The following is a 14,188-nucleotide window of genomic DNA, read 5'->3' as shown; positions in this document are numbered from 1 at the left end:
TTTATATTACCTCCTTGACGATTGAGACTAGTCGGTCGATATCCTCTTTTGAATTCATCTCAGTTGCACACCATAAAATATCTGTCTCGTTCAATGGATAGCCGCCTAAAATATTTTCCTCATCCAGCTTTTTCAATAACTCTATGGCTGGCTTCGTGGAGGTAGTCACAAATTCATGGAAAAACTCTCCAGGATATTTCAATTCAATTGATGGAAGCTGAGTCAAAGCATCAGCTAAATAGTGTGTTTTTGAGTAACACTGACGCGCCACATCTCTTAATCCTTCCGGTCCCATCACTGTCATATAAACTGAAGCAGTCAATGCACAATGGGCCTGATTAGAACAAATATTTGAAGATGCTCTCTCCCGGCGGATATGCTGTTCCCGTGCTTGAAGTGTCAAGACATAACCCCGTTTTCCGTCAGCATCCACTGTTTCTCCAACGATTCTTCCCGGAATCTTGTGTAAAAACTCTTTGCTTGCTGCCAAGAACCCTAGGTATGGTCCGCCAAACGCCAAATCCAATCCCAATGGCTGCCCTTCTCCCGTTGCAATGTCTGCTTGACACTCATACGGTGTTTTCAATACCACACCCGCCACTGGATTCATTGCCATGATAAACTTCTGTTTGCTTTCCGCAAGCAATTCGCCGATTTTTTCTGCCTCTTCGATTTGTCCAAAATAATTCGGCTGCTGCAGGACGAAACAAGCCACGTCATCTGCCAGCATCTCTGCTAGCTGTGCGGTATCAGTGACACCTTCTTTTTGTGGAACAATAACGACTTCATTATCAGCACTTTCCGCATAAGTTTGAATCACTTGAATCGTCATAGGATGGACAGTTTCACTCACTAAAATTTTATTTTGCTTGCGTGTAATCGTCATGTTTACTGCTTCTGCCGCCGCTGTTGCTCCGTCATAAATCGAAGCATTCGCGATTTCCATCCCCGTCAGCTGGGAAATCATCGTTTGATATTCAAAAATTGACTGAAGCACCCCTTGGCTGATTTCTGCTTGATAGGGGGTATAAGTGGTCAAAAATTCTTCCTTGCCCACAATTTGTTTTACCAGCGCAGGAATATAATGATGATAGGCTCCGGCCCCTCTAAAAATACTTTGGTACACTTTATTTTTGGCAGCCAGATTGGTCATTATTTGACGCACTTCCATCTCTGACTTGCCCGATGGAATTGCCAGCTCATCAATCAATAAATCTTTTGACACTTGCTTGTACAGATCGTCGATTGATGACAATCCTAATTTTTCCAGCATTAATTCTTGGTCAGAAGTCGTTATCGGACTGTATCTTCCCATGAGTTTATGCCTCCTCTTCGACAAATTTCGTATATTCTTCTGCATTCAATAAATCATCTTTGGCTGTGATTTCTTCAATTTCGAACAACCAGGTATCAAAAGGTGCTTCGTTGACTAATTCCGGTGAATCCAAAAGAGCTTCGTTGACTTTAGTAATTGTTCCGCTGACAGGAGAATGAATGTCAGAAACTGCTTTGACTGACTCAATATCGCAGACTACATCTCCCTGAGCTACTTCGTCTCCCTCTTCCGGTAAAGTCAAATAAACAATATCTCCCAACTCATCCTGCGCAAAAAAAGTCAAACCCACTTGTCCGGATGTTTCTGTCAATTCCTTGAACCATTCATGAGATTTACTGTACTTCAAATTTTCTGGATTTTTCATTCTAATCTTCCTCCTGATAATAGTTTATTGATTTTTAAAATTAAAAGGCATTGGAACAATTTTTGCCTGTAGTACCCGATTTCTGATTTTCACATCGAAGGTCGTTCCGATGTCGCTCTTATCCCGGTCCACAAATGCCATGGCGATTCCCTTTTTCATACTTGGTGAAAAAGTGCCTGATGTGGTAAAACCGACTTTTTCATCAGCCAAAAATAAATCAGCTTCTTCTCTAATGATACCACGTCCGACAACTTCTAAGCCTACTCTGACTTTTTCACTGTTTTGAGCCGCTGCGATGGCATCTTTGCCGATAAAATCTTCTTTGGCAAGTTTTACTGCAAAACTTAAATCTGCCTCGATAGGATTAATTTCTTCAGTCATTTCATGACCGTAAAGAGGCATCCCGGCTTCCAAGCGCAACGTGTCCCGTGCACCAAGTCCGCTAGGGATTAATCCTAAAGGTTTTCCTGCTGCCATTATTTTTTCGAAAATATTTATAAGATCCTCTGTCCGGCAATAAACCTCGTATCCGAACTCTCCAGTGTAGCCCGTTCTGGAAATATCCGCTTTGACACCGGCAATTTCAACATTTTCTTTAAAAGTATAATATTTTTCAGGCAGTTCTTCAGGCCGGCATATTTTTTCAAAAATTTCTTTTGTGCGGGGACCTTGTACTGCCAGCAACCCGATAGCTTCAGAACGGTCGGTCAACGTGGTGTCGGGCAGGAGATGCTCCTGCACCCATGAAAAATCTTTGTCATGATTGGCAGCATTGACTACCAGCATAAACTTCTGATCTGAATATTTGTAAACCAATAAATCTTCTACAATTCCGCCATTTTCATTACACATTAGTGTATAGCGTATCCCGCCGTCCTTCATTTTTGAAAAATCATTGGTAAAAATTTTTTGTAAAGTGGCAAGGGCACCTTCACCCTCAATGAAAAATTCTCCCATGTGGGATACATCAAAAATGCCGGCCTCATTTCTTACTGCTAGATGTTCTTTAAGCAACCCGCTATCCTGATAATCAATCGGCATGGAAAAACCGCCGAAAGGAACCATTTTTGCCCCTAATTTTATGTGTGTGTCATATAGAGCTGTTTTTTTATCCATCCTATCTTCTCCTTCCTAAATTGCAAAAATCGATGACTATGGAGTGACTTCATTCCCCCCTTTGTTTCCCCTCAATCACACCAAATATCTCTCCAACAATATGATAAAGTTCTTATGATGAAAAACTTACTCAACTTGAACAACTGCCAGCAACATTGTACTTAGCATTTCACAAAGATATTGAAACAAAACGAAGAAAAGTTATACATCAGAAAAAAGATAACGCTTCCAATGTCAATTTTATACTGAATATCTTTTTTTTACAACATTTTTAAAAAAATATTTAGTTTGAAAAAAAAAAATAATTCTTTGTTTTTAAGAATTTTTCCACCACTAGAAATTTGTCCCTTCATTTTCTTTTTTTGATAGCAGTGTTCCAATTAACGTTGATTTTGAAACTTTTTAAACAATTTTTTGTAAGTTATGAGAAAAACATTAGAAAAAATGAAAATAATGTAATAATATTTTCATATTTACAATTCTAAAGCTCTTGACTGCTAATTGTCAATTAAATTAAGAAAATATTTCATTTTTCCCGCTCCATCTTCTAATCTATCTTTTAAAATGTTATACTAGCTGCAATTTATCATGAGTGGAAAAATGGAATGGGTATATCTATCAAATCATCAAAGTAATCATTAAATAAATGGACAGGAGAAAATTTTCAACATGATTTCAAACTTAAAAGGAAATGGACTTATTATACGCGGAATAAAAAATGAGGATTTGGAACTCCTTTGGCAGATTGCGTACAATCAATCTTTGGAGTGGATGAATTGGAATGGGCCTTATTTCAACGATCCCGTTTATACTTTAGAAGAGTTTATCCTCTACTATACGACAAAAATAATGCCTTTGAACACCACTGGAGTAATCGTTGTTGATGGGCAGCCAATCGGAATGATTTCTTATTACTGGGAAGATGGCGAACTGAGGCAATGGCTTGAATATGGTTTAGTCATTTATCAGCCTCAGCATTGGGGGAAAGGTATCGGGACCGAAGCGTGCAAAATTTGGATGGATTATTTGTTTGAAACATTCCCATACATTCAAAGAGTCGGCTTTACCACTTGGTCAGGTAATCACAGGATTCTCAGAATAGGCGAAAAATTGGGAATGAAAAAAGAAGCCGTCATCCGTCAAGTAAGATTCTGGCAGGGGAAATATTATGATTCAGTAAAATTCGGGATTTTAAGAAAAGAATGGCAGAAAATCTATAAAAAGAGTATTTTTTCTTAAATCAATTGAAACCTAGACAGCCATCTTGAAGCTGATGGCTGTCTAGCTTTTTTCCTTTTATTTTACTACTGCGAAACCGGCTTTAGTGGGATGGTCGATAATCTTTTGGTGGCAGTAAGGAAATATTCTAAAGAACAGCAAAATATCTCCGCCGCATAAAACGATGTTCAAAAGTGCTGCAAATAATGTGATAGTACTCGGATAAACAAAGGATAATAAGGTCGTACCAACAGCTAAAACAAAAAATGGGAGTGCCAGTCCAAACATATACTTACTTCCTCTTAAAGGTTTATCACAGTGACATGATGCCATCATAAAATTAAATTTTATATGAATATTTTTAAATCTGGCTCCTTTAGTCAACACCCAGCCGATCCCGTGCAATGCTTCATGAATTAACATTGAAATAAGCAGCAAGATGATAATAAGTAGGGTAATACTGATGTCCGTATCTGTTAACTTTCCGTAAAAACATTTTCTATAAACGACCATATAACTTGCCAATAAAGGCAGAACACACAAAAATCCTAAAATATTGACCATGATACTATTATAAGTGACTTCTTTAACCATTTTTTCCATAACAACAACTCCTCCTGAATTTTTAACATGATACTATACTCTCATTAAATTTCTCTTTTTAGATACTGGCAGCAATCATCAAGGTCCAAAACATTCCTTCAATTTCTTTTTTCATGACCCCGAAACCTTTCAACAATGACTGATTTTGACACTGGTCCCACCTTTTATGGAAGCTTTTTATTTTATCTTTGGGATAATATTTGTTCAACAATTTCCCTTGCTCCAGCAAAATCCACAGGTGTATCCCCTTTTCATCGAAGATAGCTTTCTCCAAGTTTAACTCAAGATTTTTTAAAATTAACTGTACCTCAGTATCATTTGCGGCATAGACTGATTTTTCTCCAAGATAGCTGTTTTCCTTAGTCACATTAAGTAACCCTTTTTGCTGCATCTCTTTTCTGATTCCTTTTAAATATTTTTTCAATTCTTTGTCAGTGAATGTGCCGCAATAGATGTCAGCAACTTTTTTTAGAGTAGGTTTACTTATTCCTTTCAACACATCCAGCAAGGGCTGTAAGAATATAAATCTCCCTGATAACTCCCCTTTTTTTAATCTCACACTTCTTTCATCCAAAACAATCATACCGGCTTCTTGCAGATCCAGCAGTCCAGCCATCACCAGAGCAAGTTGTGCATGAAACTGACTGCCATTGATACCGCCCCTTTTATTCATTGCTAATAAAAATAGTTGTTCGCTTAATGTTTCAGCTTTCATAATCATTCCACTCCTTCCAATCTGAACTTAAGGATAGACAAAAAATCGAAGAAAATGGGGAAAAAGATACTATCTTTTCAAAATAAGGTATAAACACTTGAATTTTCGCAGATTTCAATAGAGAATAACACTATAGTTACTTGGAGGGATAGTCATGACTAGTACAGGAGAAATTTTTCTGAATATCAGGAAAAATAAGGGGTTGACAGCTAAAGAAGTGGCACATGGGATCATTTCACCCCAATTTTTGCGTAAATTTGAAAATAACATGAGCGACATCAGTTTGAATAATTTTCTAGAATTGCTCGCCCGGATGGATACCACAATGATTGAATTTGTTTCAGAAACTGATAACACCATTGATGTCTGGTTAAAGTCTGTGGAATATGATTTGGATGTCGCCTTCAATTCCGGCAATTCTTTTCTTTTGAAAAAATTTATTGAAGAAAACGAAAAGAACTTTGCTGAAACCAGAGAAAAACGTTTTTTCTTAGTCAGCTTAGTGGGGAAATTTTACTATAACCATTCTTTTCATGCAGTTTATGAGATGGATGCTGCACCGATTTTAGAACACTTAAGAAAAATCGAACAGTGGGGAAAATTTGAATTGTTCTTGGGAACCTACATGTATCTTTTTTTCGAAGATGAGGAAGCTTTCATCTACGGCAACCAATTGCTGAAAAAAAGACATCCCTCCTTTGAAATAAATCAGTGGCGGAATGACTTGGCCCTTCACTTTGCCTTAAAGCTGATACAAAATAATAATTTAGGCCATGCTGAAAAAATCTTATCCTTTTATTTTTCCCGAATTGCCTCCCAACATGATACAAATTATATCCATAATGATTTATTTGCAAAATTTGTTCAAGGAATTTTCACTATGAAAACGGAGGACAAACATGGGAGCAAGCAAGTGGAAGAAATCCTGTCAATTTTCCATGATGTCTTGGGTTATACTGACTATGCCAATAAGTTAAATACACTTTATATTTTTTTCCAACAAAAAATAGTTCACCGCATCAGTAAGGATGTTCACTCTTTATAAATTAAATCTTGACGCAATTGTTCCAGTTGTATAATTTTTGGTGTGCATGAAGAAATTCATTCACACGGCTAGTTGTAGAATCAAGTTAGCCATCCTAAAATAAATAAAAAAACAATAGTAAAAATTTCATATATCATTGAAGTATCCACCCAACAATGAAAGGAATTTTTATCATGGTGCAAACTAAGAATAACATACAAACATCCAGCTATAAACATCTTTCCTTTGAGGAAAGACAACTAATTGAATGTTGGCACAATAAAAGTGTCTCTAATAGAGAAATTGGTAGACGGTTAGGACGACATCATCAAACTATTTTTGTCAGTTTTAAACTGACAAACCAAAAGACAACCCCGCTTGTCTGAGCGAAGTTGTCTAGTTTGTTATTTAAAGTCAACTAAATTCTAGCCATCCACATCATTTGACGAAGAGCCAAAATTTCCTAGTTTACTCTTACAATCAGAACTTTTTTTATTCCATTATCTGATGATACAATAACACGGCTCATACCTCTTTTTAGCCCAGTTATTTCACCATCATTAACAGAAAGAATATCTTCTTTTTCAACTATCCAATTCACATTCTGGTTAGTAGCATTTTCTGGTTTAACTGTGGCTATTATCTTTTTAGTCTCACCTTTTTTCAGTGAAATCAAATCACTGCTTTCCAACTCAATCTCTGTGACTGGAATGTCATCAATATTTTTTTCTGTAAAAATAAATTTGATCACCATATCTTCCTCCGTTACCAATAGAGGATAACTGATTACTGCTTCCTTAATAGGTACTGCAGTACCATTAATGATTATTTGGCTTGCTTCATACCCTTCATTAGGATTTAACTCGAAGGTTACTTTCTCGCCAGCTTCTCTGACTTGTTCACCAACTGGTACCACAGTTCCAAAATCATTTGTTCCCACGGATAACTTAACTTTTCTAGCAAAACGGAACCAATCTACATTAGCCACATGTGCCGCATTTTCACCTTTAAACTTCAAATAGATATTTTTCAAGCCTGAAAGTTGGTTACTTTGATCAGTTGTTAAATCTATTGAGACCACTCTGTAATCTTCCCAACTTTCTGTTTTAGGAACTTTTATTTCAAATAATGGTTTTGTATTTAAATTGTCTGCATAAACTTCAACATACGGATTATTACCTACATCAGCAGGTTTTCCAGAATAACAAATTTCAAAGTAATTTGGAGTCCATTCTCCAAAATCAATATCTTTATATCCAGTCCATGAATCTACTTTTAATCCGCCGATGTTTTCCCCTTCATTTTTCACACTACTAGAGCTTTCAAAATACGATTCAGCTTCAATTTTAGAATACCCGCTCACGTGCATTTTAAGTGATTGGAGCGCTGCAGCAAGATTTTCGTAACCTTTTCTCAATTCATCTGAAATAGAATTTTCCTTAGATAAAATATTTTCTGCATCGACAATAGATTGATTTAAACGATCTTTTAATCCTTTGCTTAGAGACTCAAGATCAATTGTTTTAGCATAAGCTAATAACTGTGCTAAGTCATATTTTGTAATACTGTCATCTATTTTACCTAACAACTCAATTTCTGCTATCTCTCCTGTCCCCTTAAATTCTATCGAGTATTGAGTAAAGCTTTCTTGAAGCTCCTCTTTTATTATAAAAGGTCTCGTATATTGATTCCATTTAAATGAAGCATCATCAATTTCACGTAATGTTTTCCATTTTTCACCATCGTTGGAGGCCTTTAACACAATCTTCTCAAATTTATTCTTGGTCGTTCCAGAAGTCAATGTCATCATTTCAACTTTTTGTGGTTTATTAAAATTATAAATTAACTTTTGATTATCAATTTTAGTCATCGTTTCAGAAGTATCATCTACTAAATTCTCCACATTTTCAATAGTTGATAAAATAGACTCTTGATATTGTATGCCTTCGCCCTCTCCAATAGTAACATTTTTAGTCGTCATATCTTTAAGAGGTACCGGATTTTCATCATCTTCAGTAATTGAACTAGAAATTGTTTCATCAGAACTTCCCCATTTTTTATTGGGTTCACTTCCCATCACAAAATCAATAGTTCCTCCCGCTGACAATTGTTCGTGAGTGAAATAGGAATTCTCGTGTTTTTTACCATTATAAGAAAGGCTCTGAACATAAACATTTTCTTTACTATTATTCTTAGCGTTAATTATTAAATCTTTGCCATTTTCAAGATGAACTGTTGCTTTTTCAAATAATGGAGAACCAATAACATATTCGTTAGAACTTAAATTTAAAGGATAAAAACCTAAAGCTGACAATATATACCAAGCAGACATTTCACCATTATCTTCATCGCCTATATACCCTTGCCCTAAATCACTTCCCACATAGGTTCTATCTAATATATCCCGAACATATTTTTGCGTTTTCCAAGGCTGCCCGGCAAAATTATACATATAGAGAATATGGTGAGCAGGTTGATTATTATGACCGTATTGGCCCAATTTTATTTCACGTGCTTCATACATTTCAGGACGCACTCTTGGCCCAGGATGAAAGTCACCAGGCGTATTGATGATTTGATCAAGTTTTTGAGCTAGTCCTTGCTTTCCACCGTAAAGATTTGCCAGTCCACGACCATCTTGAGGAACTGAAACAGTCATATTGTATGCATCAGTTTCTGTATAGTCTTCGTCCCAAAGCAAAGGATCAAACTCTTCTGGAGTACTGCTCCATTTTCCATTCAAATATCTTCCTTTGAGCCAGCTGTTCTCTGGTGTATCACCTTTATCAAACAAAAGAGAGTAGTTCAATGCTCGATTTTTGAAATATTTTGCTTCATCTGGATAACCTAATTTTTCAGCCATTTGTGCAATGCCAAAATCATTGATATAACCTTCGATAGACCAAGAAAAGCCAACACCATTCCAGGATAAACCCACACCCGGTTCATAAGGAACGTAACCAATGAAATTAGACAGCTCAAGTTTATTTCGACCGCCACCAGTTAAATTTTTAGAGACCACAGAGGCATTTTTTACCGACGACCAGAAAGCCGACTCAGTTTCAAAGTCTATATTTTTCATAATAGCATCAGCAAAAATAATATCAGAACTAGTCCCCACCATGCTATTAGTACCTCCAGGAGCAATCCATCTTGGAACCCATTCATTATCAGTATAGTGCTGTACTAGACCATTTAACATTTCTTTATATGATGTCGGCGTTAATAGAGAATATGCCGACCAGGCAGTCCGATAAGTATCCCAAAAACCATTGTTTACAAATAACTTTCCGTCAACTATTTTGGGACTTTCATTGGAGCCGCCATAGGGACTACTGTATTTCCATACTGGTTTTTCTGAGGTACCCATATTTTCAGAATAATTATTTGGATAAAGCATCAATCGGTACATATTGGAATAAAGTGTAGTCATCTGATCTTGAGTAGCACCTTCAACATCTATTTTGTTCAACTGTTCATCCCACTGTTTTTGACTAGACTTGAACAATGAATCAAAATTTTCTTTTTCAAGTTCCAACCCAAAATTTATCTGTGCCTGTTTCTCACTAATAAAAGATGTTGCGACCTTCATTTCAACGACTGATATACTTTTTTCAAAAGAAACAATTCCTTGTTTATTATTTTGAACATTACTTTTTTCAATCTTCTCATTAAATTGTCCAAAAATATGCATTCTTTTCATTCCGTTACTGGTATGGTCAGTGTATGCTACAAAAGATTTTCCATCTTCCAGAAAACGCAGACTGCCGTTTGCTCTCACGCTATCCAATATCACGTTATGAAATTCTGTATTTTTATCAAAAGTAAATCGGGCAATTGCACCATGATCACTGGGTGTCAATTCTAAGGTCGTCCCTTTAGCCGGTGAATTTTTTTCATCGAAACTCACACCATAATAATGGCCCTTGGCTATTTCGTTTTCATGTGAAAAACGTGAAGCTACCTTGCTACTGCTGATGTCATTTCCCGAAGAAACTTGATTGATATTTATATTAGAATTGACCATAAACTGCCATGTCCCTCTATCATGCGTCCACATAGAAGGCTGATGGCTGATAGTCATATGCTGAAATTTTTTATTTTCTTGATTTACTTGATACTCGTACAACTTCTCGCTATTAGCATTAGTAACCGGCGCCCAAAAATTAAAACCATGGGGAACTGCAACTGCAGGTATGGTTAATCCTCGAGAAAAATTATGCCCATCATTACTTCCGCGAAGAATATTGACATAGTCAGATTTATGGTCAACTTCTTTAGGAGAATAGTCGAAAATTTCTATATCATCAAAGAATGCCCTAAATGGCTTTCCTTTTTTACTATCTTGATTTTCGTAACCCACCAAAATTTTCTTAATTGTTCTGCCTTTTGCCACCTCACCAATTGAACTTGTTAACTTATTCCATTGATTAAATAAAAGTGTCCGAGATTCCCCTTGTGAATTTGGATCTAAACCATTTTGATTTTGGTCAGTTGCAGACAATTCACTTAAATATTTCCCGTCATCAAATTTCAAATCCACAGCTAAATGCATGGAAGTATAATCATAATCGTAATCATCATCATTTATTAAAGATGGGAAAATCACATAGCTTAGTTGTGTTTTATCTGTAACAGGAATATCTACCTCAAAAATTTCATTATAGGCATATGCATTCCCGCCTGATAATTGTCGTCCTGATACCTCTAGAGAATTTTCTCCGCTCCATCCTACATTTATTTTATTTACATAAGCAGAGCTTGGTCCACCAGCGATGACTGTTTTCATGGTTTTCTGTTCTAAGACTTGATCATCTTCACCAATGCCGGTTGCCAGATTAAACTCTGCCAATTGAGTCATATTCGCGCCATTATTTTCCTGAATTTCGACTTTATAATATTTATAAGCCATGTCATTCTGAAACGTATACTGTTTTTCTTGATATCTTTTCTCAAAACTTTCATCGGCACGATGATCAAGATCAATCCAATTTTCCCCATCTGAACTTCCAAAGAAAGACCATTTTTTTGGATCCCGTCCCTTTTCATCATTAGCAGAGACCATTGCATAAGTGGTAATTTTTTTAGCTTCTTTCAATGAAAAGGAGAACCATATATTTTCCCCATTATTTTCGGAAGATAAAAATTTAGTTGCATCGTTTTTATCAAACAACTTATCTTTGCCTTCATATTCGTTGTGATTTTTGCTTCCTTTAATACTTTCTATATCAACTAAGTATGTCACATCTCCCTTCATTGTTCCTTCTTTCAAAATTCCGTCAATATTTTCCTGTCCTTTTCCTTTATCTAACATTGATGGAGTAAATTTTCCCAACTCATTTTTTTCAAAAGAATTAGAAAATAACATTGTTTTTGAAACTGCTTGCTCTTCTAAAATTTTTCTAATCTCTTGCTCAGACGCTAGCCCCTGTTTTCCCATCAAAGTACTCGTTGCCAACAAACAAATTAATGACAGCCCTAGCTTACTATGTAGTTTCATCATATCTCCTTTCATTAAAACTCAACCAAAGCTTTCGTTTGATTATCATTCCAATCGACAGACAACCCAAAATCATTCCAACAAAGAATGAGAGGTTTCTATTTTTTTCATTTGTCTTGGGTAATTTTTTTGTATAACCAGTAATTGTATCTCCAGATTTCTCTACAGAAATTGCTTCCTTCGTGGTCATTTCTTCAGCAATAATTTTCAGCAACAATTGGCCTGTTTTGTTTTGGGAGTCATTTTCCAATAGATTACCATCAAAAAAAACAGATAATTGAAATTTTTCCTGAGCATTCTCTCCTATAACTAACTCTTGTGAACTATTTGATTTTTCCACTATCATTTCCTCTGAAGATGCTAATCTTTTAATAGAAAAAAAGACTTTATTATCTAATTCTTTTTCTAAAACCAGTGACGGAGTTAAATAAAATTTTACAGACTGATTAAGTGTGTTACGTAAAACAAAAGAATCACTGATAATAGTTAATCCCGGCTCAGCATTCATTATTGGTTGAATATCATAACTTATAACCAGCTCCTTCTTTGACGGGTCTTCAACTAAAGAGACTACTGATGCATTAGCTTGCCTGCCCCACATAAAAAGGGAAAGGAGGACAATTAGAGAACTCATCATCTTTATAAAGCTGAATCGACTCATATAACTGTCCTCCCATATTATTTACGATTAAGTAATTGATTTAATCTTTCTTGACGAGCATCTCCTCCGACAGAACGTGCCGAACGTGCTCTAGCACTGTACATTAAATGATAATCATCAATATTGATTCCTAACTCTTTTTCTATTGCCCCTTCAATAACTTGGGTACCATTTAACTTACCACTAACTTTGACTTGAGCATTCATATACTCATTCCCAATTTTATCTCCATCAAATTCAGCTTCATTTGTCACTTTAACTTCAGCATTTTCTTCCATCACTAACAATAAATCTTCTTCATTCTCATTGTTCTGCATCCAGTAGACATCCATCTGATCGTCCCACAATCCTGAAGTCGGTCTAAAATTAATTTTGACCACGTCATCTTTATCCGCGACGAAGCTATTTGTCCCATCCATCTTAATGGAAGAAGAATTTTCCAATCTAACAATGACAGGTATTGAGCCAGTATTTTTAATTGTTCCTTCTGCTTCCGATGTTAAACCAGGCTCCAAGTTAAGCTCAGGATCGAATTTTCCAAAAGTCGCTTCAACATCTAAAACTCCCATGCTGACACTTGAAGATACTTCTTTTTGAACCGTCCACCAAGCATATGTACTTCCTAGAGCTACTACCAAAATTGCCATTGCTGTCATAACCAACTTAATTTTAACTGATACTTTTTGTTTACAGGTTCCTCTTTTTTTATTTAACATATTGATATCCTCCTAATAATCTTATAAAGTATTTAATTAACATTATTAAACAAATCGTCAGTCCCAAAGATAACAACCCCAAGGGAGTTTTTAAGTTCAACAAGAGACCTCCTATAAATGGTATTCCAAATATAAATTTCCCAATAATGGCCTCTTTAGAAATCCTACCTTGATCATTTGTCTGATTAGCATCTCCTTTGGTTAATAAATTCTCCTGTTGTTGATCTATAGAAATAATACGATGTGTAACAATTTCCTGACCAACAAAAAAAGTTATGATATCTCCCTCAGTCAATTCCTCAAATGATTGGTCTTTTAAAAATATCATGCTTCCTCTTGGAATCTTTGGTTCCATACTTCCAGTCAAAACACTCATCACCCTAATTGGTCCAAGTTTTATCCCTTGATTTGCAGAAAACTTATACGACAAAGTCATTGAAAAAAGCAGAAGTAAGCAGAATACTATTGAAAAAAAACTATTAAAATTTATTTTTTTCTGATTTAAAGTTTTTCTCTGCATGTTATTCAAAATCCTTTTCTTCTTCAGATACTACGTTTTTTTGAGAAGTATCAACAATTTCTTGGTTTTTCTCAAAATCTTCATTGTTTGTTTGTTGGTCTGAATCAGTATTTAAGTATTCCTCCAGGGTGGACGTAGTCTCAGGTTCGGGAGAAACTATTTCGTCTCTCCCAACCTGTGTATTTAGTCCCTCTTCTGCTTCAACTTCAGGCAAGATAATTTCTTGTGACTCATTTTTCAATGATGGGTCTTCTTGATGTAAAGTTTGTTCATCAGAAACCAAGGTTTCATTAAGAGTAATGTTTCCAAAATCTATCTCAAGACAATAGCTAAAACCTCCAGCTAAAGCATTAAGCGGCAGACAAGTCAATATTAGCGCTGCTACTATCCATTTGAATTTTTTTTTAGGAATCAT

At 35.8% G+C, this 14,188-nt stretch carries 12 protein-coding genes and 1 pseudogene; 3 read left to right on the top strand and 10 right to left on the bottom strand.

The features are described from left to right. Position 1: 1 nt before the first annotated feature. The 3 genes from gcvPA to gcvT are packed head-to-tail and all read right to left on the bottom strand — an operon-like array spanning position 2 to position 2,816. On the bottom strand, positions 2–1,315 hold the full coding sequence (gene gcvPA, locus AC4PHI_RS04580; RefSeq protein WP_492201138.1) for an aminomethyl-transferring glycine dehydrogenase subunit GcvPA: 1,314 nt from the start codon (positions 1,313–1,315) through the stop codon (positions 2–4). Positions 1,316–1,319: 4 nt separating this feature from the next. Further along, positions 1,320–1,700, bottom strand: a complete 381-nt coding sequence (gene gcvH, locus AC4PHI_RS04575) for a glycine cleavage system protein GcvH (protein WP_492201137.1) — start codon at positions 1,698–1,700, stop codon at positions 1,320–1,322. Between the two features lie 24 nt (positions 1,701–1,724). Continuing rightward, positions 1,725–2,816, bottom strand: coding sequence for a glycine cleavage system aminomethyltransferase GcvT (gene gcvT / locus AC4PHI_RS04570; protein ID WP_492201136.1), 1,092 nt, complete (start codon positions 2,814–2,816; stop codon positions 1,725–1,727). A gap of 669 nt (positions 2,817–3,485) precedes the next feature. Between gcvT and AC4PHI_RS04565 the strand changes: the two genes are divergently transcribed. After that, positions 3,486–4,055, top strand: a complete 570-nt coding sequence (locus AC4PHI_RS04565) for a GNAT family N-acetyltransferase (RefSeq protein WP_492201135.1) — start codon at positions 3,486–3,488, stop codon at positions 4,053–4,055. Between the two features lie 57 nt (positions 4,056–4,112). Here AC4PHI_RS04565 and AC4PHI_RS04560 read toward each other — a convergent pair whose 3' ends face one another. Further along, a complete protein-coding gene (locus AC4PHI_RS04560; protein ID WP_492201134.1) occupies positions 4,113–4,637 on the bottom strand; it encodes a DUF3267 domain-containing protein in 525 nt (174 codons plus the stop codon). Positions 4,638–4,695: 58 nt separating this feature from the next. Then, complete coding sequence (locus tag AC4PHI_RS04555) at positions 4,696–5,352, bottom strand: GPP34 family phosphoprotein (RefSeq protein ID WP_492201133.1); 657 nt, start codon at positions 5,350–5,352, stop codon at positions 4,696–4,698. Positions 5,353–5,506: 154 nt separating this feature from the next. On the opposite strand from AC4PHI_RS04555, the gene AC4PHI_RS04550 reads away from it, so the two are divergent. Together AC4PHI_RS04550 and AC4PHI_RS04545 are read left to right on the top strand one after the other, a co-directional pair. Next, positions 5,507–6,397, top strand: a complete 891-nt coding sequence (locus AC4PHI_RS04550; RefSeq protein WP_492201132.1) for a helix-turn-helix domain-containing protein — start codon at positions 5,507–5,509, stop codon at positions 6,395–6,397. A gap of 173 nt (positions 6,398–6,570) precedes the next feature. After that, positions 6,571–6,714: pseudogene (locus tag AC4PHI_RS04545) on the top strand (helix-turn-helix domain-containing protein); the annotation flags it as partial. 125 nt (positions 6,715–6,839) lie between these two features. Here AC4PHI_RS04545 and AC4PHI_RS04540 read toward each other — a convergent pair. Genes AC4PHI_RS04540 through AC4PHI_RS04520 form a run of 5 tightly spaced genes read right to left on the bottom strand, consistent with a single transcriptional unit; the run spans position 6,840 to position 14,188 of the window. Continuing rightward, a complete protein-coding gene (locus tag AC4PHI_RS04540) occupies positions 6,840–11,891 on the bottom strand; it encodes a GH92 family glycosyl hydrolase (protein WP_492201131.1) in 5,052 nt (1,683 codons plus the stop codon). Then, positions 11,863–12,510, bottom strand: coding sequence for an LPXTG cell wall anchor domain-containing protein (locus AC4PHI_RS04535; protein WP_492201130.1), 648 nt, complete (start codon positions 12,508–12,510; stop codon positions 11,863–11,865). Before AC4PHI_RS04535 ends, AC4PHI_RS04540 begins: the two co-directional genes overlap by 29 nt. 44 nt (positions 12,511–12,554) lie before the next feature. Continuing rightward, positions 12,555–13,253: a TasA family protein gene (locus AC4PHI_RS04530; protein WP_492201129.1), complete on the bottom strand. Its 699-nt coding sequence runs from the start codon at positions 13,251–13,253 to the stop codon at positions 12,555–12,557. Continuing rightward, a complete protein-coding gene (locus AC4PHI_RS04525; RefSeq protein ID WP_492201128.1) occupies positions 13,243–13,773 on the bottom strand; it encodes a signal peptidase I in 531 nt (176 codons plus the stop codon). The genes AC4PHI_RS04530 and AC4PHI_RS04525 overlap by 11 nt, the downstream gene beginning before the upstream one ends. Position 13,774: 1 nt before the next feature. Beyond that, the gene (locus tag AC4PHI_RS04520; RefSeq protein WP_492201127.1) at positions 13,775–14,188 is read right to left on the bottom strand and encodes a hypothetical protein; all 414 of its coding nucleotides are present in this window, start codon (positions 14,186–14,188) and stop codon (positions 13,775–13,777) included.

This window comes from Vagococcus sp. QWL-13, from assembly GCF_058683555.1.
This window is presented reverse-complemented; position numbering and strand designations above follow the sequence as displayed.

Coding starts and splice junctions, on each gene's coding strand:
- AC4PHI_RS04535 (WP_492201130.1), bottom strand. CDS start 12,510: ATGAGTTCTCTAATTGTCCTCCTTTCCCTTTTTATGTGGGGCAGGCAA.
- gcvT (WP_492201136.1), bottom strand. CDS start 2,816: ATGGATAAAAAAACAGCTCTATATGACACACACATAAAATTAGGGGCA.
- AC4PHI_RS04540 (WP_492201131.1), bottom strand. CDS start 11,891: ATGAAAGGAGATATGATGAAACTACATAGTAAGCTAGGGCTGTCATTA.
- AC4PHI_RS04560 (WP_492201134.1), bottom strand. CDS start 4,637: ATGGAAAAAATGGTTAAAGAAGTCACTTATAATAGTATCATGGTCAAT.
- AC4PHI_RS04550 (WP_492201132.1), top strand. CDS start 5,507: ATGACTAGTACAGGAGAAATTTTTCTGAATATCAGGAAAAATAAGGGG.
- gcvH (WP_492201137.1), bottom strand. CDS start 1,700: ATGAAAAATCCAGAAAATTTGAAGTACAGTAAATCTCATGAATGGTTC.
- AC4PHI_RS04565 (WP_492201135.1), top strand. CDS start 3,486: ATGATTTCAAACTTAAAAGGAAATGGACTTATTATACGCGGAATAAAA.
- gcvPA (WP_492201138.1), bottom strand. CDS start 1,315: ATGGGAAGATACAGTCCGATAACGACTTCTGACCAAGAATTAATGCTG.
- AC4PHI_RS04520 (WP_492201127.1), bottom strand. CDS start 14,188: ATGATTCCTAAAAAAAAATTCAAATGGATAGTAGCAGCGCTAATATTG.
- AC4PHI_RS04530 (WP_492201129.1), bottom strand. CDS start 13,253: ATGTTAAATAAAAAAAGAGGAACCTGTAAACAAAAAGTATCAGTTAAA.
- AC4PHI_RS04525 (WP_492201128.1), bottom strand. CDS start 13,773: ATGCAGAGAAAAACTTTAAATCAGAAAAAAATAAATTTTAATAGTTTT.
- AC4PHI_RS04555 (WP_492201133.1), bottom strand. CDS start 5,352: ATGAAAGCTGAAACATTAAGCGAACAACTATTTTTATTAGCAATGAAT.